This window comes from Alkalihalobacterium chitinilyticum, assembly GCF_029028005.1.
Taxonomy (GTDB): domain Bacteria; phylum Bacillota; class Bacilli; order Bacillales; family Bacillaceae_F; genus Alkalihalobacterium; species Alkalihalobacterium chitinilyticum.
Map to the genome: position 1 here is coordinate 30323 of NZ_JAOTPO010000012.1, position 22243 is coordinate 52565.

The window sequence follows — 22243 nt, forward strand, 5'->3', positions numbered from 1 at the left end:
AAAAGGCTGGAAAATTAATTCTGGCCTTTTTATTATGTGACTGCAGTTTACAATATCTTTAAACATCAATCCCATCGGCGGTCCATAACGTACCACTCATTGACATAGGTTTAATACTTATCTTATTTTGTAAAATACAGGGGGTTTCTGTCTTTATTTTTATAGAAAATTAGCAATGTGATGGCAGGAATGGTAAAGTATTTAGGGAAATAAATAAGTGTTTACTATTAATGAAGTAAGGTTATGTAGAGGACAAGGAGGAGACTATGGTCTGGAAACAAGCTTATAGTAGATGGGTAGGTTTTGGTGGTTTAGAAGTGGAGTTAAAAGAGGCATTAGAGGCTTTAAAGAATGATGATGTTCGCCTGGAAGATTGCTTTTATAAAGGACTAGAGTTTGGTACAGGGGGAATGAGGGGAGAAATTGGCCCGGGACCTAACCGGATGAATACATATACAATTCGTAAAGCCTCTGAAGGTTTTGCACGATATATTTCTGATTTTGGAGAAGAAGCGAAAAAGCAAGGTGTTGTTATTGCTTATGACTGCAGACATAAATCACCTGAATTTGCTAAAGAAGCAGCGTTAACACTTGGAAAGCACGGGATTCAAACGTATTTATTCCGTGATTTACGTCCTACTCCAGAATTATCATTTGCTGTTCGAACTTTAAAAGCATTTGGAGGAATTGTAATTACAGCGAGTCATAACCCTCCAGAATATAATGGTTACAAAGTGTATGGTCCAGATGGGTGCCAACTTCCACCAGGCCCAGCGAATACTCTCATTGAAAAGGTTAATGAGGTTGAAGATGAATTATTAATAGAAGTAGCAGATGAAAACGAGTTAAAAGCAGCTCAACTTTTAAAAGTAATTGGTGAAGAAATTGACTTAGCTTATAATGACGAGCTTCAAACGATTATTGTTAATCCGGAGATGGTGGTTGAGAAAGGAAATAATGTAAACATTGTGTTTACACCATTGCACGGAACAGCAAATATTCCAGTTCGTCGTGTCCTTGAAACGTCTGGTTTTAAAAATGTAGTAGTTGTAAAAGAACAGGAACTGCCTGACCCGAATTTTTCAACGGTTAAATCACCAAATCCTGAGGAGCATGCAGCTTTTGAACTTGCCATCAAATACGGCAATGAACACGATGCTGATGTACTAATTGCAACTGACCCTGATGCTGATCGTGTAGGGATTGCGGCAAGAAATGAACAAGGAGAATATATTGTACTGACAGGGAATCAAACGGGTGCGTTAATGCTTGAATATATTCTTTCACAAAGAAAAGCAAAAGGAAACCTTCCTGAAAATGGGGTAGTCCTAAAAACAATCGTTACTTCTGAATTAGGTAGAGTGATCGCCGAAGAATATGGACTTGAAGCAGTCGATACACTGACAGGCTTTAAATTTATCGGTGAAAAAATGAAGGAGTATGAAGAAACAGGATCTAAAACTTTCTTATTCGGCTATGAAGAGAGCTACGGTTATTTGGTTGGAGACTTTGTTCGTGATAAAGACGCCGTTCAAGCTTGTTTGTTAGCAGCAGAAATGGCAGCCTACTATAAGTCTCGTGGAATGACGTTGTATGATGGACTAATAGAAGTATTCTCTAAATATGGTTTTTATCAGGAAGGATTAGAATCACTAACGCTCAAAGGAAAAGCAGGAGTGGAACAAATCCAGTCGATCCTCGCTCATTTTAGAGCAAATCCGCTTAACGAAATGGGCGGAATGAAGGTTACTGTAGCTGAAGATTATCACTCACAGGAACGGTCCTTCCTAGTAGAAAATCGTAAAGAAGCATTGACACTGCCAGTTTCAAATGTTTTAAAGTATACACTAGAAGATGGTTCTTGGATTTGTATGAGACCATCGGGTACAGAACCAAAAATTAAATTCTACTTTAGTGTGAAAAGACCAACTCTTGATGAAAGCCAAACATGGTTATCAGAACTAAAGCAAGAGTTAATGAGTAAAATTAATGGTCTATTGAAGCAAGCGTAATGTGTGAGGGTGGATTGTAATAAGTCCACCCTCATGCTTTTTTATATAGCCATAAATATTGAACAGCAAAAATGATGTCGAAAAGTTATATCAAAAAAAATTGATATATTAGTTGTCAAAAGAAGAAGAACGATATAAAATAGGATTAACAAGATGACAATATTTGGTGGTGAACAAGGATGAAAGAAATTCCACTACTAGACGTTAACTTAGATAAGACGTTTGAGGAATATGAAAGCAAGTTTAAAGCTTTGGCTGATAAAAAACGGCTTGAAATTATGTATGAGTTGACGCAACGGGGAAAAGTATGTGTATGTGACTTATGTGAGATCTTTCAGATGCCTCAATCAAAAATTTCTTATCACTTAAAAATTCTTTTAAGTGCTGGTTTAATTAAGAAAGAAACAAAAGGTACTTGGAGTTATTATATGTTAAATGATGAACAGGTAAACCATCTTCTATCTGAAGAATTATGTTGTTTGTTTCGAGGCTGATTGTTTTCAGTCAGTCTTGATAACTTATAAATCAATTTTTTTTGTTTTAAATATCAATATTATTTGATTAAAGGGGAGATTGGAAATGAACATTCACGTGGGTTTAAATGTAACAAATTTAGGAAGGTCCATTGAGTTTTACTCAAAGCTTTTTGGAGCACAGCCAGTTAAAGTAAAAGAGAACTATGCGAAGTATTTAATCTCTGATCTTTCATTAAATTTTACGTTAAATGTACAGACCGCTGTCGAGGGAAATCAAATTAATCACTTTGGTATTCAAGTAGACCGGCCAGAAGATATTGAGAGGCATCGAGTTCGTATGACTGCTCAAGGAAATGAAACAAGAGAAGAAATAAACACCGTTTGTTGCTATGCAAGACAAGATAAATTTTGGATTTCTGACCCCGATGGAAATGAGTGGGAGTTCTTTTACACGTGGGAAGATACAGAACTAGAAAATAACTCTAATACATGCTGCTCATAAAGAGGAGGTTATTAAATCATGCTTAATGAACAGACATATCGGGCTGCTATTCAATATAAACAAGAAGTAATTAAGAAAACCTATGATGAAGTTCATCGTAAAGTTAGTAGTGAGGAGAAAAAACAGGGCACTTTATTTAAACGATTAGTAAGTTTTTTTGCAAAGAGAAGAGAAATACAGGTACAAAAACCTTGCTGCAACATGACGTGCTGCGCAGCTTAATCAATAACAGAAAGTAATTCCAAACCTAAAGAGCAACAACCAAAATTATGGTTGTTGCTCTTTTTGCTACACCACATTAAAGATGGAAAGAGTTAGAGAATTAAAGGTGCCAGGTACCCCTTTATGGTGCCAGGTACCATAAAGGGGTACCTGGTACCATAAAGGCACCATAAAAGGGTCATTATTTGCCTGTTTTTTTCATAAATTGTTATAACCGGAAGACTAGAGGAGGGTCGTCTATGTTACCGCACGAACAGAAAGATTTAGAATATGCGATTGATGAGATCACTGAAATTGCTCAAGGGTTTGGCTTAGATTTTTTTCCAATGCGATATGAAGTTTGTCCTGCAGATATTATTTATACGTTTGGTGCTTACGGGATGCCGACGAGATTTTCACACTGGAGTTTCGGAAAACAATTCCACAAAATGAAGCTCCAATATGATTTAGGTTTAAGTAAAATTTATGAGTTGGTCATTAATTCAGACCCTTGTTATGCCTTTTTACTCGATTCCAACACACTTATCCAAAACAAGCTGATCGTTGCCCACGTTTTGGCCCATTGTGATTTCTTTAAGAACAATGTCCGTTTCTCCAACACGAGACGGGATATGGTCGAAAGTATGAGTGCGACGGCTGAAAGAATTTATCGTTATGAAATGATCCATGGCAGGGAAGAAGTCGAGAAATTCTTAGATGCGATTTTAGCGATTCAAGAACATATTGACCCAAGTATTTTACGTTCTAAATTAGCTTGGTCGATGGAAGAAGAGGAAGAAGACGAAACAACGAAGGCAACTTCACCATATGATGATTTGTGGGACCTTGGAATTAATAAACCTGCTGAACCTCAAAAGAAAAAGAAGAAAAAATTCCCGCCAAAACCAGAAAAAGATTTATTGTTATTTATTGAAGAATATAGCCGTGAACTTGACCCATGGCAAAGAGATATCCTTACCATGATGCGTGAAGAAATGCTTTATTTCTGGCCTCAACTAGAAACAAAAATCATGAATGAAGGTTGGGCGTCGTACTGGCATATTCGAATTATGCGTGAACTTTCACTTACAACCGATGAAGCTATCGAATATGCTAAGCTAAACTCCGGTGTTGTTCAACCATCAAAGACGAGCATCAATCCATATTATCTCGGTCTTAAAATTTTTGAAGATATTGAAGAGCGATATAACAATCCAACGAAGGAAATGAAAGAACGACAAGGTGTGAAACCTGGCAGCGGAAGAGAGAAAATCTATGAAGTAAGGGAAATAGAATCCGATATTTCGTTTATTCGCAATTACTTGACGAAGGATCTTGTTAATCGTGAAGATTTATTCTTATTCCAAAAGCAAGGATCAGATTATAAGATTGTTGATAAAGAGTGGGAAAATATTCGTGATCAACTCGTTCAATCCCGAGTTAATGGCGGCTTCCCGTATTTAACAGTTACGGACGGTGACTATTTAAAGAATGGAGAGTTGTATATTACTCACCATTATGAAGGTACGGAATTAGACGTAGGATATTTAGAGAAGGTTATGCCGTATATCCACCAGTTATGGGGCCGGTCCACTCATATGGAAACCGTTATTAATGAAAAGAAAATCGTTTTTACGTACGATGGGAAGAAAATGCATAGAAAATATTTATAAAATGAAAAAAGCTGTCTCAGTGGGATGTGTGCCCATTTGAGACGGCTTTTTTGCTTTGTTTAAGGTGAAAGTTTATGGAATGAATATATAAGTCTTTGTTAATAGTAAAAAAGTAGGTTTATAAGGTGTTAGATTTGGGTATGGGTACTTTAGCATGGTGAAATATTAGTGTTTTACTATGGGGGAGTTTCAAAGAAATCATTTGGAGGAGTAAAAGTGAAAAAGAAAGTATTAATAGCCTTTTTACTGATCAGTTTAGTACCAATGTTAATTTTATTTAGTTTGAGCGTTACAACGTCCTCTTCTGCATTAGAAGAATCGACACTTAATCATCTAACATCGATTAGAGAAGTAAAAAAAGGAATGGTTGAAGATTATTTTGATGAAAGAGAAGGGGATATCACACTTTTAGCTAGAAATCGAATTACATATCTAACGATGGGAAATCAAACAACTGATGAAGGAAGGAATAATAATAGAACAATAGAGCGAACGGCAGAAGAGTATTTTGAAGAATTTATCAAGACGTACAATTATTACGATTTATTTTTAATAGATACAGAAGGAAATATCATATATACAGTGGAGAAAGAAGCTGATTATGGTACCAACTTAATAACGGGTCCCTATAATAATACTAGACTAGCTGATGTTTTCAAAAATGCCAATGATGGCTTTGCAATTGCTGATTATGAACATTATGAACCTTCCGATGCACCAGCTGCATTTATAGCTCACTCTGTTCGAAATAGCACTGGAGAGCATCTTGGCGTTGTGGCCTTACAACTGTCGGATGCCGATATTAGCCAGATGATGCAAAGCAGTGAGGGGCTAGGAGAAACAGGAGAAGCTTACCTTGTTGGTCATGATTTTTTAATGAGATCAAACTCTCGCTTTATTGAAGATTCTACCATAGGTGTAATGGAAGTGAAAACAGAGGCGACAGAGAACGCAATACAAGGTGAAACCGCGGTAAAGATCATTGAAGATTATCGTGGAAATGAAGTGTTAAGTGCTTTTACACCATTAAATATTAATGGACTGGATTGGATAATAGTAGCTGAAATGGATTCGAATGAAGCACTTAGTTCTGTTCAATCGTTGCTTTGGAAAATGGTGCTAGCTCTAATCATTACCACTGCGATTGTTATTATAGTTGCAATTTTATTTGCTTCTAAGTTAACTAAGCCATTACTTTTGTTAAGGTCAGAGTTAGATAATTTATCGCAAAGTGGTGGAGACTTATCGAAAAAAATTAAAGTTAATAGTAATGATGAAATTGGAGATTTAGCGGATTCAACCAACTTATTTATTGGAAATATCAAAAATATTGTTACTAGTGTTAAAGCAAATGCTGATAAAGCGGCATTAACGTCTCAGCAATTATCATTAAGTGCGGAACAGACGGAGCATGTTTCAAATCAGATCGCAGTTACAATTGGTGAGATTGCAGATGGAGTTACGACACAAGCTGATTTTTCAAGTCAAATTCTCACAAAAATGCAAAAGTCATCGGAAGAAGTTGTGCACGGCAGAGAAGAAGCGGTTCTTATGTTTAAACAAGCTAAGGAAACAACTCAATATTCCTATAATGGTGAGCAGTCGATAAAAGAGGCAATTGATCAACTTGCAACGATGTCTCTATCTGTAAAAAAGGCAGCTGATTCTGTAGAACAATTAGGAAAAAGATCAGGTGAAATTGGTGAAATTACGAGCATTATTACCGGAATTTCAGAACAAACCAACTTATTAGCTTTAAATGCTTCTATAGAAGCTGCAAGAGCTGGTGAACATGGAAAAGGATTTGCTGTAGTTGCAGATGAAATTAGAAAATTAGCAGAACAATCGAATGCTAATGCTAACCAAATTGCAAACCTAATTAAATCAATTCAATCTGAAACGAATGAAACAGTTGAACTTATGGGCGAAAATTCAAAGTTAGTTCAAACTCAAGTCGAGAAAATAAAGCTTGGCGGTGAAGCATTAACGAAAATAGTAGAACAAGTAGAATCGACAGAACGAGGCGCAAATGAAGTTAAAGAGTATTTTACAAAAATAGAAGAAAACATAAAAGAAGTGTTAGAGTCCATTGAACAAATATCAAGTATTACAGAACAATCAGCTGCAGCGGCAGAAGAAGTTGCAGCTGCGACAGAAGAACAGGCAGCAACTGTAGAAGAGGTAAATGTAAGTTCAGGGGAACTTGCCGATGTTGCTGAAACGTTACAAAAGGATGTTTCCAAATTTATCGTTTAATTAACAATAATAAACTACTATTGCTCGGATGATGAATAACCACACCTTGATAATAAGGTGTGGTTATTCTGTTATTGGCGGGTCTCAGTAATACCCCAATAGGTTACTTATTTTCAGTGGGAGATGAAAAAACTCCTGCTGAAAAGTTTCACTTTATTAGGATTATAAATATAAAATTTTTTTAAGAGAAAAGATTTTATATGTTTCTGTTTTATATCTAAAAAGTTTTAGTTTTTTTCAATAAATAATTTGACAATTTTGTATATTATAAATATAATCATTTTAGAAACTATAGTCGGTGACTGCGGTTTGTAAATTTTGGTACAAAATTGTTCAACAGCTCCTATTTGTGAATGTGACAGATTTACATTGCTAGGTAGGTAAATCGATTTTTAAGTGCCGCAGACTTTGATTAAGGAAAACAATCTATGAAGAAAGGGCTTAACTTGTCCATCAACTCAGAAAAAATGTAAGCGGTTACCACGTTTACCAACATTACGATATTGTTTTTATTAATTACTGGGGGTGATGAAGAGGTTAACTTGTTAGGTTCAAACTTAACTGGATTAAAAAATGGAAAGGGGCTAATCTAATGAAAAGAAATAGGAACTTCATTGTTTTTTTACTTATTTTAACCGTTATAATTATGAGCGCTTGTATGAACCAAGAGGCTGGCAGCAACCAAAACAACAACAACGATAATACTTCAACGAATACGGCTAGTGGAGAAACTTTTAATTGGCGAATGGTAACGCCTTGGGGTGGAGGCTCATTACACATTGGGCAAGATGAAAGATTTGCTGAACTTGTGAAAGAACTTAGTAACGGTCGATTAAACATTACTGTTCATCAAGTCGGGGAACTTACTGAAGCTGCTGGTGTTCTTGAGGCTGTTCGTGATGGTGTTGTAGAAATGGGTACGGATACACCGCTTTATTGGTCGAATATTAATCCTGCCTTTGATCTATTAAGCTCACAAGTCGTCGGGTTAAGTAATATTGATTATTTATTGTGGATGTATGCTGCTGATGGTTTAGAGATGTATAACAAAATCTACGGTCAACATAATATGGTTTATTTTCCACATACAGTTCATAGCATGGAGTCAGGAATTCGTTCTACTAAACCAATTGAGAGTTTAGATGATTTGCAAGGAATGAATATTCGTTTTGTAGGGTTGATGCAATCTCGTATCATTAACAAATTTGGTGCAAATCCCGTATCCATCCCAACAGTAGAAATTTATGAAGGATTACAGCGTGGTGTTATTGATGCCGCAGAATTTGCTACACCATGGGCAGATCAAATTATGGGACTTGATGAAGTGACAGATTATTGGGCTGTACCAGGCTGGCATCAAACGTCATGTGTGTTCGGTGCGATGATCAATGAAAAGGCTTGGAATTCTCTTCCTGAAGACTTACAAGAAATTGTTGCGATTGCAGCGAAAACGGCAATGCTTGAAAATACAACAAAAGCGATGTATAACGATGCAGTTGCTGCGAATGAAATGGTAGAACAAGGTATTACAATCAATCGAATGTCTGAAGAAGATATCAAACGAATTGAAGAAGTTGCAAATGAAGTGCGTGAGGAAATTGCGAGTGAAAACGAAGATTTTGCTATGGTATTGAATAGTCAAAAAGCGTATTTAGAGACATACGGAATGTATAGAGAGCTACAAGGTAAATGGGGCTTTGGAGATAATTATCCTTCCTTGCTAGATTGATAAGGAGAGGTTGTCCAAGGGCAACCTCTTATTACTATATGAAACATAAAATTTACCTTTTAGGAGAGTCTTAATGAAACTATTGAGAGGAATTATAAAGAGCATTGATACATTGAATAATTTTATAGGTAAGGTTGGTGCTTGGTCTGTTATATTGCTTACATTTCTAGTGGTCTATGAAGTTATAAGTCGCCGCTTTCTAGGTGCACCGACAATTTGGACCTATGAAACGATAACGATGATTTACGGCTTTCATTTTATGATTGTTGCTGCTTATGCTCTTGTGCATAAAAGTATGGTATCTGTAGACATTCTCTATGAAAAACTTCCCCTTAAAAAACAGGCAACCCTAGATATTGTAACGTATTGTATATTATTTTTCCCTTTTGTAATAAGTATTTTCTATGTAAGTATCGGCTACGCTCAATATTCTTGGAGTACTAAAGAGGTTTCCACCTCATTATTTGCACCACCTTTATATCCAATCAAAACGATCATCCCTATAGCATTTGGTTTACTTATGCTGCAAGGAATTTCGGAAGTTTTAAAACGAGTCTATATATTAATAAAGGGGGAGCGTTATGAGTCCTGAACTATTTATTCTTTTAATATTTATCGCTCTCCTAATTGGTTTGGTAACGGGTCATCCACTAGCGTTTGTTTTAGGTGGAGTTGGATTTCTTTTCGGTTATATTGGCTGGGGACCACAAGTAATTAATATTTTTGTCAGTCGAACTTTTGGTGTAATGAATAACTACACGTTAGTAGCAATCCCGCTTTTCACCCTAATGGCTAATCTGTTAGCGCGGTCACAAATCGCAGATGGATTATTTGAGTCGCTGCGTTATTTGCTAGGACGGTTACGTGGAGGTATTGCTTTAGCAATCATTGTTGTTTCAACAGTATTTGCAGCTACAACAGGAGTAGTTGGAGCTTCTGTCGTTACAATGGGGCTTTTAGGAATTCCTGTTTTGCTTAAATATGGATACAACAAAGAACTCTCAACAGGTGTTGTAGCAGCTGGAGGAACATTAGGTATATTAATCCCACCGAGTATTATGCTAGTCATCATGGGAGCACAATCACAAGTTTCCGTTGGGGATTTGTTTAAAGCAACACTTATCCCGGGGCTGATTTTAGCCGCATCGTATTGTATATATGTTCTATTTATTTGCTGGAAAAATCCGGATTACGGTCCTGCTTTATCGGTTGAAGAAGCTGCTGCAATGCCTATCAGGAAGAGAATTACAGGAGCTCTAGTAAACTTAATTCCACCAATGATACTAGTCGTTGCAGTTCTAGGTTCGATCTTTTCGGGGGTTGCAACACCGACAGAAGCATCAGGGGTTGGAGCGTTTGTAGCACTTTTAATGACTTTTGCCTATCGCAAATTCAGTATGAAGATGTTAAGTGAATCTGTGTATGATACGGCGAAAACAACGGCAATGGTTATGGTCATACTAGTTGGTGCAACCGCATTTTCTTCGATGTTTATGACACTTGGCGGCGATCAGGCAATTCAGAATTTTGTTCAGTCACTAGGCTTAAACAAGTGGGGCGTATTCATTATTATGATGGCTGTTACCTTTTTACTTGGAATGTTTATTGATTGGATTGGGATCGTTATGATTGTATTCCCTATTTTTCTGCCGCTTATTCAATTATATGATTTTGAGATGCTTTGGGTTGTTACTTGTATTGCACTCATGTTGCAAACATCGTTTTTAACACCACCGTTTGGTTATTCATTATTTTATGTCAAAGGTATTGTGCCTGAGGGGATATCATTAGGAACGATCTACCGAGGAGTTATACCTTTTGTAATCATTATTGTCGTTGTTATTGGATTAGTCGCTATTTTCCCGCAGTTGGTTCTTTGGCTGCCATCAATTTTAAAAACATAGAACAACTCTCTGCTCCTTTTTTAAGGAGCTACTCTTTACTACTTTTACAGACTGAAGTCTTTGAAATGCTTGAATGATTGGGGCTAGCTTTTCCGCAGGTATTAAATGATTAAGGTTTCAAAGTGGTAGATAGATAGTTTGATTGAGATTAACAAGGAGGGATTTATGGATGGAAAAAATCTGTGTTGACTTTATGAATGTCGGATTTATGTTGAAAAGAAATGCTCGTCACTATCCAAATAAACTGGCGGTTGTCGTAGGGGATTTGCGACTTACGTATAAAGAATTTAATGACAGAGTCAATCAAACAGCGAATTCTCTTGTTCAGCTAGGAGTGAATAAAGGAGATAAAGTGGCGATGTTGCTTTCAAACAGCATTGAAATGTTAGAACTGTTCTGGGCAACGGCAAAAATTGGTGCGGTCATTGTACCGTTAAATCCAATGGTAAAAGGTAAAGATAACGTGTTTATTATTAATGATTGCAGCCCTAATTTAATTGTGGTCGGTGAAAATTATTGGGATGAAATTGAAAGTATTAAAAAGGAAATTAAATGTACGAATACGTATGTTGTTGTTGGGGATACAAAAACACCGGGAGTATACAAGTACACTGCTGAAAGAGAGATGGCTTTAACAACCGAACCAATAACTGAAATCTATGAGCAAGATGAGTGTAATATTATGTACTCATCAGGTACAACCGGTCTGCCGAAAGGAATTGTTCATACCCATAAAACAAGAATTATGTATGCTTTTCTTTGGTCTGTTGAATATGGAGTTTCGTTTGAAAGTAAAGTACTAGCAGCTGGCAGTTTAGTATTTAACGGTTCATTAGCTTTTATGTACCCTGCCATTTGTGCGGGAGCTACTTATGTACTCATGCCAAAGTATGATACAGATACAGCGTTACAATTAATTGAAAATGAACAAATCACTCATACGATGTTTGTTCCGACGCAGATTATATCATTATTAGATTCCCCGAATTTTGATAGTGAAAAGCTTCATTCGTTAAGAGTTCTACTAACGTTAGGTGCTCCGCTGCCAACTACAAGGAAAAAGGAAGTTTGTGAGAAGTTACCTGGACGTTTATATGAATTGTATGGGTTAACAGAAGGTTTCTTAACGACGCTTCGCCCTGACGATGTGCTGCGAAAAACCGGATCTGTCGGACCGCCGATGATTTTTAATGAGTTTAAAATCATTGATGAGGGTGGAAAAGAGGTAGCTTTAGGAGATGTGGGTGAGATTATCGGGCGAGGACCGACCATTATGTCTGAGTATTACAATAACCCAGAAGTTACGAGAAGCTCGTTAGTTGATGATAATTGGATTAAAACAGGAGATTTAGGATATTGTGATGATGAAGGTTTTATTTATTTAGTGGATCGGAAAAAAGACATGATCATTTCTGGCGGTGTTAATATTTATCCTCGAGACATAGAGGAAGTTATTAGCAGTCATTCTGAAGTTGCTGAGTGTGCTGTATTTGGCATCCCGCATCAAAAGTGGGGGGAAACACCAGTAGCTCAAGTCATTCTAAAGCTAGGGGCATCGATTCCGGAAGAAGAACTTTTATTATGGGTAAATGAAAGAGTTTCAGCACGTTACCAGAAGCTAAGTCAATTATCAGTTGTTGATGAGTTTCCTAGAAATGCATCAGGGAAAATTTTAAAGCGGAAAATGAAAGAGGAATTTCCACTAACGAATTAATGCGATATGAACAATTGAGAGTAGGCTGAAAAAGAAAGGAAGGAAGGCATGCGAAGTGTTTCTGTTATTGGTATAGGTGAAACAAAAATGGGAAAGCTTCCTGATCAATCCTTAAGGGATCTAATTCAGGAGGCGGGAGTGAAAGCGATACAAGATGCAAAGGTCGATAAAAATCAAATACAAGCTTTATACATTGGAAACTTTAATGGATCTCAACTAGTAAATCAGAGTCATGTGAACGCATTGGCCTCAGAAGTATTAGGGTTGGGGTCTATCCCAACTATACGTACAGAAGGGGCATGTGCTTCAGGTAGTTTAGCTTTCAGGCAAGCATATATTGCGGTAGCTTCAGGCTTATATGATGTTGTTTTAGTTGGCGGAGCTGAAAAGATGACTCATCAAGATACGAATACGGTGACTTCAGCAATAGCTAGTGCTGCGGATGCCGAATTAGAAGTAAATCTCGGGACAACATTTCCTTCAATTTTTGCCATGATTGCAAATCGTTATATGTATGAATATGGTGATGTTCGTGATGCGATGGCTACGTGCGCGGTTCAAAACCATAATCACGCTCTATTAAATCCAGATGCCCAGCTCCATAAAAAAATAGATATCGAGAAGGTAAAAGCTGGTGTTCCTGTAGCGGATCCTTTTACTGTATATGATTGTTCACTAGTAAGCGATGGAGCGGCATTTACCGTTCTCGCAGCTACAAATGTTGCTAAGCAATATACAGATCAACCATTAATAGAAGTGATCGGTTCTGGTCATGCTGGAGATACATTAACCATCGCAGCAAAATCTTCAATTACTACTTTTCGTGCAACGGTTAATGCGGCAGAAGAAGCTTATCGAATGGCTAGATTAAGTCCGAGTGATATTGATTTAGCAGAGGTACATGATTGTTTTACGATTACCCAAATTATTAATATTGAGGATCTTGGTTTTTTTGAGAAAGGCAAAGGGGCAAAAGCTGTTTTATCTGGAGAAACAACATTTGGAGGAAGGATCCCTATTAATACGAGTGGTGGTCTAAAAGCAAAAGGTCACCCAATTGGTGCAACTGGTATTAGTCAAATTTATGAAGTAGTCACCCAGCTAAGAGGAAAGGCAGGGGACCGTCAAGTAAAAAATGCACAAATAGGTCTGACCCATAATTTAGGGGGAACAGGGGCAACTTGTCTAGTTCATATTTTTAAGAAAGTATAAAAATTCAAAGATGTCTATTCCTTGCGCTTTTCTTAAGAGGAGGTAATCGTGTTGTCTGAGAGAGCAAAAATTTATACTTATTCTGTCATTCATGTGGCATCTGTAGAGTTTTCGGAAAAAGTTCCTTATGTCGTTGCTGTTATTGAGGATGGTAACCGCAAACTTTTAACAAGAGTTGAGGGATATAGTCAAGATCAGCAAATCGAGATTGGGATGGAAGTAGTATATAAAACAGAAGATGAAAACGGGAAACCAATATACGAATTAATTAATGCATAGGAGATGGAGTTTATGAGATTACTAGATAAAGTATCAATCATAACAGGAGCAGGAACTGGTATTGGGCAAGCAACTGCTATTAAGTTTGCTCAAGAAGGTGCTAAAGTTATAGTCGTTGATGTGAATGAAGAAAATATGGAAGAAACTGTTTCTAAAATAACCGATCTTGGTGGAGAAGCATTAGCGTTTAGGGTTGATGTGACGAACAAACAACAAATTACTGAAATGGTTGATGCAGTGATGAAAAAATATACTCGTATAGATGTTTTAGTCAATAATGCAGGAATTATTGATGATGCCCAACTATACAAGATGACCGATGAGCAATTTGATAAAGTAATAGATGTCAATTTAAAAGGAACGTACAATACGACTCGTGCACTTGTTGATATTATGAAAAGCCAAAATTCAGGTGTTATTTTAAATGCATCATCGATCGTTGGAGTTTACGGCAACTTTGGCCAGACTAATTATGCAGCGACCAAGTTTGGTGTCATTGGGATGACCAAAACATGGGCAAAAGAGCTTGGCAGAGATGGAATTCGTTCTAATGCGGTTTGTCCTGGATTCATTGCTACGTCTATTCTGGCACCTATGCCAGACAAGGTGATTAAAGCAATGGAAGCCAAAGTACCTCTTGGTCGACTAGGGAAGCCGGAAGAACTTGCCAATGTCTATGCCTTTTTAGCATCGGATGAAGCAAGTTATGTGAACGGAGCTGTTATTGAAGTAAGCGGCGGCGTTGTAGTTTAATTATATTATTTATGTTTACACCCTTGTCTGTTCTTAAATTAATCATTGGTGAGTATCTAGGTCGTTAACTTGTCCAACATGATATTCCGTTATTTCTTACAAACAAACAGATGTGCTAATCCTAGTGATTGGCACATCTGTTTGTTATTTTAATAATTGGGCTCAATAGGTGAATTCTATTATATACCCCTGGGACAGGTGTTTTTATCATCTATCTGCTTTTAATGACGTTCTGTTTTTATTCCTTCTATTATAAGCTCGAGAAAGGTTGTACCTTCTTCTACGAGGTTAAAGTTATCATATAATCCCCAATCATAAAGTGTCCCCCGCGTACATCTGGTAACATAATTTGTTAATCGTTCAGCGTTCATATCCGTTCGAAATTCACCCGTTTCTTGCCCGGCTTCTATAAAGGTTTTTACGATCCTGTAATAAGGTCTTGCGGTACTTACGAGGAAATCGGATTGATTAGGATGAAGCGCATTAATATAGATGGTTCGAATTACTTCTTTACCAAGTTGTTCTTCTAGAAAATGTAACTGTGCATGGATAAGTTTTTTTATTTTAACTTCCTCTGTTTGTTCATTTTCTAGTTCCCTAAGAAAGTTGATATAGAAATCATCAATTTCCTTAAATTTCTCTAAAAATATTTCATACTTCGAGTTAAAATGGTTATAAAAAGCTCCTTTTGATGTACCAGAATCTTTTGCAATATCATCTATAGTTACATTGTTATAACCATTTTTCGAGAAAAGGTCTAGAGCTGTATTTAATATTTTCTTTTTCGTTTCAAGAGCTTTTATTTTTCTAGGGGTTAGTTTAGTCATGAAAATCTCCTCTATTTATTTTTTTTGCTCTTGTCACTTGGCTTTAAAAATCAATACAACAGAGCCAAAGATCCAAAAGTTTCTTAGTATAAAATTTTACAAACTAGAGTCCAAGACTTGAGTTTTTCATTTTGAATAAATTATACACTATTCCAGTTTCAAATTGAAATAAATGAGAAATATAATATGACTTATTGATTAAATCTTACAAAAATTTTCAATTTAAGATAAAATATAAGTAACATCTATACTAGTTATTTAATTTTTTTACGGAGGATACTAATGTGTTTAAACTTTCGAATAGTCAAGTAGAACAGGCATTGTATCAAAATGCTTTTGAGTATGCCTCTAATGGTAAAGCAATTGTTACGTTAGATGGAAAGTTTCATTTAGTTAATAGTACGTTATGTACTATTTTAGGATACTCTAAACGTGAGTTACAAATGTTAACACTATCACAATTATCTCATCTTGAAGATATTTCGAAGACTAATTATTTATTTACAGAACAACCGCCTAATATAGAAGGTAAAATTATTATTGATCAACGATTTATTCATAAAAACGGTAAAGAGCTATGGGTGGCTTTACATTTTTCATTGCTTAAAATAAATGAAGGAAGTAAACATACATCTCATTATCTTGTAGATATTTATGATATTAGTAAACAAATTGAAAAAGAGAAAGAGATTAAAAAGCTTAATCAAATTCATCAACTCATTTTAGATTCTATTTCTGATGGAATTTATGGTATTGATTTAGATGCGAATGTTATCTTTTGGAATAAAGCTGCCGAAGAAATGGTAGGTTATGGTGAAAACGATTTAAGTACTCAAAATTTGCATGATCTTATACATCATACAAATAAACAAGGAAATAAAGTTTCTATAACAAGTTGTCCTGTGTTCAAGGCACTTAAAGATGGTGAGAGCATTCATATCACTGATGATGTATTTTGGAGAAAAGACGGAATGAGTTTTGACGTCGAGTATACGACCAACCCAATCATAGAAAATGGTGAATATATAGGTTCGGTTATAACATTCAGAGATATTACCGAAGTTAAGAAAACGAAGGAAATCTTGCAGAAGTCAGAAAAGCTCTCCTTAGTTGGGCAAATGGCAGCAGGGATTGCCCATGAAATACGAAACCCCCTAACTTCTTTAAAAGGCTTCTTGCAACTTATACAGTCCGGTGAATCTGATAAACAATTATATTACAAAATAATGAATGAAGAATTTAATCGCATCGAATTAATTCTTAATGAATTGTTATTGTTAGCCAAACCCAATCCAACAACATTATGTGAGAAGAATATTATAGGTGTCTTAGATCAGGTCGTAGCTATTCTTCAACCACAGTGTAATATTCAAAATGTACAAATTAATTGTCTTTATCAAACAGAAGAAATTTTAGTCTTTTGTGATGATAATCAGTTAAAACAAGTATTTATCAACCTTATTAAGAATGCCATTGATGCGATGCCTAAGGGTGGTGAAATTTCACTGGAGGTCGAACGTGAAAGTGAACAGGTTATTATTCGTGTTAAAGACCAAGGAGTTGGTATTCCAGAAGAAAAACTTGCATCTATCGGACGACCATTTTTCTCAACAAAAGAAAATGGAACCGGCTTGGGGCTTATGATTTCATTTGGAATTATAGAAAATCATAACGGAAAAGTATCCGTCACTAGCAAAGAAAATCAAGGTACGACGTTTACTATTACGTTGCCTTTATAATAAGCTTTTGAAATTCAAACAAGGCAGTACTCCACATTTTATGGAGAACTGCCTTTTCTAGTTGTCATTTGTTGTACACTCTTATGCATCTACATCCTCATTTTACACTTCACAAACTTGCTTTATTTCTTCGACAAGAATCTTTTTTAAAGTTGTTTGAATTTTCCTTATAATTATTGACTTTATTTTTTAATGAGGTATATTTATTAAAAATTCGGAAAAAAACAGGGGTGTATATCATGAAGTATGCATTTGCAAAACGAGTACGCCATCTTCAATCTTCGGCTGTCCGTGATATATTAAAGGTCGTTTCTAAAGGGAATGTCATTTCGTTTGCAGGAGGTCTTCCTGACGATGATTTATTTCCACTTGAAGGGATTAGAGAAGCTTTTGAAGAGACGTTTAAATCAGGTAAAAAGTCTTTACAATATATAGAAACAGAGGGCTTTCTTCCACTGCGTGACTTATTAATTGACCGTATGAGCAGGAAAGATATTACTAGTTATCATTCAGATGAAATTTTGCTGACAACAGGTTCACAACAGGCAATCGATTTATTTTCTAGAGTTACATTCAACCCAGGAGACATCATTTTAACTGAAAATCCAACGTACTTGGCCGCACTTCAAGTTTTTGAATCGTATGAAGCGAAAGTGGTTCCTGTTGAATCAGATGAACACGGAATGATTGAAGCTGATCTGGTGAAAAAAATAAAGAAATACAAACCGAAATGCATTTATGTCGTACCGACTTTTTCCAATCCCGCAGGAAAAGTATGGTCAAACGAGCGTAGGAAAATGGTTTTGAAACTTGCACAAAAATACCATGTCATTATTTTTGAGGACGATCCGTATGGAGATATTCAGTTTAATAAAGATGAAACTTATTATCCCATCGCTTCATTTGATAAAGAAGGAACTCATGTATTGTATACGAGTACATTTTCTAAAACGGCCGTTCCAGCGTTAAGAACGGGATGGATTGCTGGTCCGCACCAAATTATTAGAATTATGTCTCAGGCTAAACAGGCGAATGATTTACATTCCAACTCTTTGTCACAGCAGGCTTTATATCATTTATGTACGAACTATGACTTAGATGGACATATTCGTAATTTAATTGAAGTCTACCATTCGAGAATGAACATTATGTTGCATGAGCTAGAGAAAGCGAATCTTCCTGGTATGTCTTACGTAGTTCCAAAAGGAGGAATGTTCTTTTGGATTGAATTGGATGAGAGCATTGATACGACCGAGCTATTGAAAACAGCGGTCGAAAGAGGTGTCGCTTATGTACCAGGAGCTCCTTTTTACGTTGGAAAAGGAAAGAAAAATGCACTTCGTTTAAACTATACACACTCAACTCCGGAAAAATTGGAAACAGGAATGAAGATATTAACTGATGTTATTAAAGAGCATACTTCGTTAAAGGAAGTCGTACGATAAACTGTAGTGTATATAAAGAGAGTGCAACTTCACTCTGTGTGTGTTGCTTGCTTATCAACTAACCTGTGAAAGGAGGATCCTTATTTATGCTAGTTGTTAATACAGAGCAGGTCGTAGGTAAAGAAATAGAAACTTCGCTTGGGGTAGTGAAGGGGAATACCGTACAGGCACGACATATTGGTAAAGATATTATGGGCGGTTTGCGCAATATAGTTGGTGGAAGAATGAAAGAGTATGAAGAGATGTTTATTGATGCTAGAAATTACGCAGAACAAGAGATGATCCGTGAAGCAGAAGCACTCGGAGCTGATGCGATTGTAAATGTCCGTTATACAACTTCTTCTATTATGGAAGGTTCATCTGAGATTTTGGTGTACGGGACAGCAGTGAAATTCAAATAGTATTACGAGGGCAGGAGGTGTACCTTCTGCCTTATTAAAGTTTAAGAAAGGTCTTTATTAAAAGACGAACTATTTTGAAAATAATTGTCGGATGATTAAATTTTTTGTATAGTAAGAGATAGAGATATTCTAATAGGTATAAAGGGGAATAAATGATGGTAGAGGTAGAAGATAAATTTTGTCAATATTTAGAGACAAATGCTGAAAGCTTTCTTTCTAACTGGAGGAAAAATGTGCGTATATCTGATGCTGATCCATTTACAATTAATGTAGAGGGTAATGGACAAGCGATGTTTGAACTTTTAATTTACTGTTTAAAAAATCCTTACCAAGACGAATTCGTGCAAGACCTAGCCTACAAAGTTGCAATTGAAAGAGCTGCAGCAAACGTAAACATTAGTGAATTTATTTACAACGTTAACATTGGGAGAAGTATTATTTTCCAATCACTAGAAGAAATTGACCTATCACTGAAAAGTATGCAACCGGTTATTAATAAGATTAATTTTTGTTTTGATCAGTTCATTTATCATGCGGTCTATAAATATACGGAGCTAAAAGATATCCAGCTCCAAGATAAGAGTTTATTTATAGAGCAATCACATAAAGATCGTCTAACCCTGCTAGGTCAAATGTCATCTAGCTTTGTACATGAATTTCGTAATCCGCTAACTGCTGTAATGGGCTTTGTAAAGTTATTAAAAGAAGAAGATCAAAATATCAAGTATATTGATATTATCACGCATGAACTAGAGCAATTAAATTTTCGAATTACACAATTTCTAGTAGCATCAAGAAGGGAAACCACTTCTCATCATCAAAGAGAAAACTTTGATATGAAGCAACTCATGGATGAAATTATTGAGTTTGTCTATCCGAGTATAGCTGATGGTGATGTGATTGTTACTACGGAAATAGGTGAAGAAAAAACAGTCAAAGGATTTCGAGAAGAGATACGACAAGTTTTTATTAATTTGATCATCAACTCTATTGATGCTTTAAAAGATAATAGCGGTAAAAAAGAAATTGTCATCAAATCAAAGGTTACACCAGATCAAAAGATAGAAATTACAGTTACGAATAATGGACCAGCTATACCTGAGCATGTACAAAAAACGATTTTTGAACCGTTTTTTACGACGAAAGAAATGGGTACAGGTATTGGTTTATATGTTAGTAAGAAAATTATGGAAAAGCATAACGGAGAAATATCCTGTGTATCTAATGAAGAATCAACGACTTTTACTGTTACTCTACAACTTGAATAAAAAAGCGTGCAGGCTAGGTTTATGCCATACACGCTTTTTTCTGCACTAGATTAATTGAATAAACCAATTGCACTCAAGAAGACGAGCGCAATTAGAATTGGTGCAATAAATCGAAGAATAAAGATCCAAGCGTGACCAATGAATGTATCACCGAAATCGGATTCTTTCATCGCTTCAGATTTGTTCCAGCCCCATCCAACAAATGTGGCAATAATTAACCCACCAAGTGGAAGGAAAATGTTCGAAGCTAGAAAATCCATACTGTCTAAAATGTCTCGATCAAAAATCGTTATATGTGACCAGACACCTAGACCTAAAGATGATGGGATCCCAAGCAAGAAAATAAAAGATCCAATCACTATGGCAGTAAACTTACGAGTCCAGCCAAACTTTCTAATGAAGTAAGCAACCGCAACTTCTAGCAGTGAAACAGCGGATGAAAGCCCAGCTGCTGCTAATAAGAAAAAGAATGCTAAGCCAACGAAACCGCCGTAAGCGATACTGTCAAATATATCAGGAAGTGTGACAAAGGCAAGTCCAGCTCCATATCCTGGCTCAATACCAAAGGCGAACACGGCAGGGAAAATCATAATACCAGCAACGACAGCGAATACAGTATCAAGTGAAGCAACGCTATATGCTGCACCTGGCAGTTTTTCTTCTTTTGATAAGTAGCTGCCATAAGTGATAAGAGCCCCCATCCCTAAGCTTAAAGAGAAGAACGCTTGACCTAAGGCGGCTAAATATACTTCTGGTTCTCTAAACGCAGACCAGTCGGGTGAAAATAGGAAGGCCAGCCCTTCTTTAGCGCCTCCTAGTGTTAAACTATAACTAGCCAAAACGAGTAACAAGATGGCTAGAATAGGCATTAACAGTTTATTTGTTTTTTCAATTCCATTCTTAACACCAATTAATACAACTCCAATCGTTAAGGCCATAAAGATAAATTGCCACAGAATTGGATGCGTAGGGTGTGTAATAAAACTTTCAAAATAGGCTCCGTATCCTTCAGGTGGAGCACTCCACAATGTTCCTGTTAAATAGTTAATAAAATAATATAAAGTCCAACCTGCGATCACACCGTAAAAGGAAAGAATGATAAATGCAGAAGCTACTCCTAAAAAACCGCCAATGAACCACGGCTTATTTGGCGCGAGTGTTTGAAATGATCCGACGACATCACTCTGTGCTCGACGTCCGATTGTAAACTCAGCCATCATAATCGGGATACCGATTAATAATATACAGAGAAAATATAAAATTAAAAAGGCTGCTCCTCCATTTTCTCCAGTTACATATGAAAAACGCCAAATGTTACCTAGTCCAACGGCTGAACCCATTGCGGCTAAGATAAAACCCAGTCGTGATGCCCATTGCTCTCTAGGTTGATTTCCTAACTGATTACTCAAAAAATTTCCTCCTTTAAACCACTAAAGATAAAACAGTGCTACTAATATAACATAGTATTTAGAAAAATTCGACACTGTTTGACAAAAAGTAATGGAATTAAAAAACATATAACGTTATAAGGAAAAAGGTGGAAATCATATCTACTACACTGAGGAAAAATAAAAAAGTTACAGAATTTTTCTCCCTTAATTTTCCTATTTATATATGCAAGAAATAACATTCATAGACTGTAATTCGGCATAGAGTGACCCCATAAATATAGGGATTTCATCTTATCTATTAAGTCAGGGATGATTTAGATGTTTTGCTGTAATAGTTTTGTTCTCGAAATAGTAAAATATCTAATTTAGAATTTTCTTAAAATTATAAATTTTATATTGACATGAACATATGCTCATCTTTATAATCATGATAGCGCTTACAAAATTACCAAAATCATGAG

Annotated in this window: 19 protein-coding genes; 17 read left to right on the forward strand and 2 right to left on the reverse strand. The window is 36.1% G+C overall.

The annotated features are described in order from the left end of the window. Positions 1 to 266 precede the first annotated feature (266 nt). The 13 genes from N7Z68_RS16215 (at position 267) to fabG (ending at position 14711) form a co-directional block, all read left to right on the forward strand. Positions 267 to 2012 (forward strand): phospho-sugar mutase, encoded by a 1746-nt coding sequence (locus N7Z68_RS16215; RefSeq protein ID WP_275119519.1) that lies wholly within the window; start codon positions 267 to 269, stop codon positions 2010 to 2012. Positions 2013 to 2191: 179 nt separating this feature from the next. Then, positions 2192 to 2506, forward strand: coding sequence for an ArsR/SmtB family transcription factor (locus tag N7Z68_RS16220; RefSeq protein WP_275119520.1), 315 nt, complete (start codon positions 2192 to 2194; stop codon positions 2504 to 2506). 85 nt (positions 2507 to 2591) lie between these two features. Further along, entirely contained in the window at positions 2592 to 2990 is a 399-nt protein-coding gene (locus N7Z68_RS16225) for an ArsI/CadI family heavy metal resistance metalloenzyme (RefSeq protein ID WP_275119521.1), read from the forward strand. Between the two features lie 18 nt (positions 2991 to 3008). Beyond that, entirely contained in the window at positions 3009 to 3212 is a 204-nt protein-coding gene (locus N7Z68_RS16230) for a hypothetical protein (RefSeq protein WP_275119522.1), read from the forward strand. A 239-nt stretch (positions 3213 to 3451) separates the two neighbouring features. Next, positions 3452 to 4864 (forward strand): SpoVR family protein, encoded by a 1413-nt coding sequence (locus N7Z68_RS16235; protein ID WP_275119523.1) that lies wholly within the window; start codon positions 3452 to 3454, stop codon positions 4862 to 4864. 216 nt (positions 4865 to 5080) lie between these two features. Beyond that, positions 5081 to 7120 carry a methyl-accepting chemotaxis protein gene (locus N7Z68_RS16240; protein WP_275119524.1) on the forward strand — a complete coding sequence of 680 codons (2040 nt, stop codon included), beginning with the start codon at positions 5081 to 5083 and terminating at the stop codon, positions 7118 to 7120. A 592-nt stretch (positions 7121 to 7712) separates the two neighbouring features. Next, a complete protein-coding gene (dctP, locus tag N7Z68_RS16245; protein ID WP_275119525.1) occupies positions 7713 to 8849 on the forward strand; it encodes a TRAP transporter substrate-binding protein DctP in 1137 nt (378 codons plus the stop codon). A gap of 73 nt (positions 8850 to 8922) precedes the next feature. Beyond that, complete coding sequence (locus N7Z68_RS16250; protein ID WP_275119526.1) at positions 8923 to 9441, forward strand: TRAP transporter small permease subunit; 519 nt, start codon at positions 8923 to 8925, stop codon at positions 9439 to 9441. After that, on the forward strand, positions 9431 to 10753 hold the full coding sequence (locus N7Z68_RS16255) for a TRAP transporter large permease (RefSeq protein ID WP_275119527.1): 1323 nt from the start codon (positions 9431 to 9433) through the stop codon (positions 10751 to 10753). Before N7Z68_RS16250 ends, N7Z68_RS16255 begins: the two co-directional genes overlap by 11 nt. Positions 10754 to 10922: 169 nt before the next feature. Further along, positions 10923 to 12467, forward strand: coding sequence for a class I adenylate-forming enzyme family protein (locus tag N7Z68_RS16260; RefSeq protein ID WP_275119528.1), 1545 nt, complete (start codon positions 10923 to 10925; stop codon positions 12465 to 12467). A gap of 48 nt (positions 12468 to 12515) precedes the next feature. Further along, the gene (locus N7Z68_RS16265; RefSeq protein WP_275119529.1) at positions 12516 to 13679 is read left to right on the forward strand and encodes a thiolase domain-containing protein; all 1164 of its coding nucleotides are present in this window, start codon (positions 12516 to 12518) and stop codon (positions 13677 to 13679) included. 51 nt (positions 13680 to 13730) lie between these two features. Further along, a complete protein-coding gene (locus tag N7Z68_RS16270) occupies positions 13731 to 13958 on the forward strand; it encodes a Zn-ribbon domain-containing OB-fold protein (protein WP_275119530.1) in 228 nt (75 codons plus the stop codon). 12 nt (positions 13959 to 13970) lie between these two features. Further along, complete coding sequence (gene fabG / locus N7Z68_RS16275) at positions 13971 to 14711, forward strand: 3-oxoacyl-ACP reductase FabG (protein WP_275119531.1); 741 nt, start codon at positions 13971 to 13973, stop codon at positions 14709 to 14711. Between the two features lie 221 nt (positions 14712 to 14932). Here fabG and N7Z68_RS16280 read toward each other — a convergent pair whose 3' ends face one another. Continuing rightward, complete coding sequence (locus N7Z68_RS16280; protein ID WP_275119532.1) at positions 14933 to 15538, reverse strand: TetR/AcrR family transcriptional regulator; 606 nt, start codon at positions 15536 to 15538, stop codon at positions 14933 to 14935. Positions 15539 to 15822: 284 nt separating this feature from the next. Between N7Z68_RS16280 and N7Z68_RS16285 the strand changes: the two genes are divergently transcribed. From N7Z68_RS16285 to N7Z68_RS16300, 4 genes are all read left to right on the forward strand, one after another. Next, a complete protein-coding gene (locus N7Z68_RS16285; RefSeq protein ID WP_275119533.1) occupies positions 15823 to 17277 on the forward strand; it encodes a PAS domain S-box protein in 1455 nt (484 codons plus the stop codon). A 239-nt stretch (positions 17278 to 17516) separates the two neighbouring features. Then, positions 17517 to 18722, forward strand: coding sequence for an aminotransferase-like domain-containing protein (locus N7Z68_RS16290; RefSeq protein WP_275119534.1), 1206 nt, complete (start codon positions 17517 to 17519; stop codon positions 18720 to 18722). Positions 18723 to 18808: 86 nt separating this feature from the next. Then, positions 18809 to 19123, forward strand: coding sequence for a YbjQ family protein (locus N7Z68_RS16295; RefSeq protein WP_275119535.1), 315 nt, complete (start codon positions 18809 to 18811; stop codon positions 19121 to 19123). 152 nt (positions 19124 to 19275) lie between these two features. Beyond that, positions 19276 to 20391 carry a histidine kinase N-terminal domain-containing protein gene (locus tag N7Z68_RS16300; RefSeq protein WP_275119536.1) on the forward strand — a complete coding sequence of 372 codons (1116 nt, stop codon included), beginning with the start codon at positions 19276 to 19278 and terminating at the stop codon, positions 20389 to 20391. A 50-nt stretch (positions 20392 to 20441) separates the two neighbouring features. On the opposite strand, the gene N7Z68_RS16305 is transcribed toward N7Z68_RS16300, so the two are convergent. Then, complete coding sequence (locus N7Z68_RS16305) at positions 20442 to 21800, reverse strand: sodium-dependent transporter (protein ID WP_275119537.1); 1359 nt, start codon at positions 21798 to 21800, stop codon at positions 20442 to 20444. Positions 21801 to 22243: the final 443 nt, after the last annotated feature.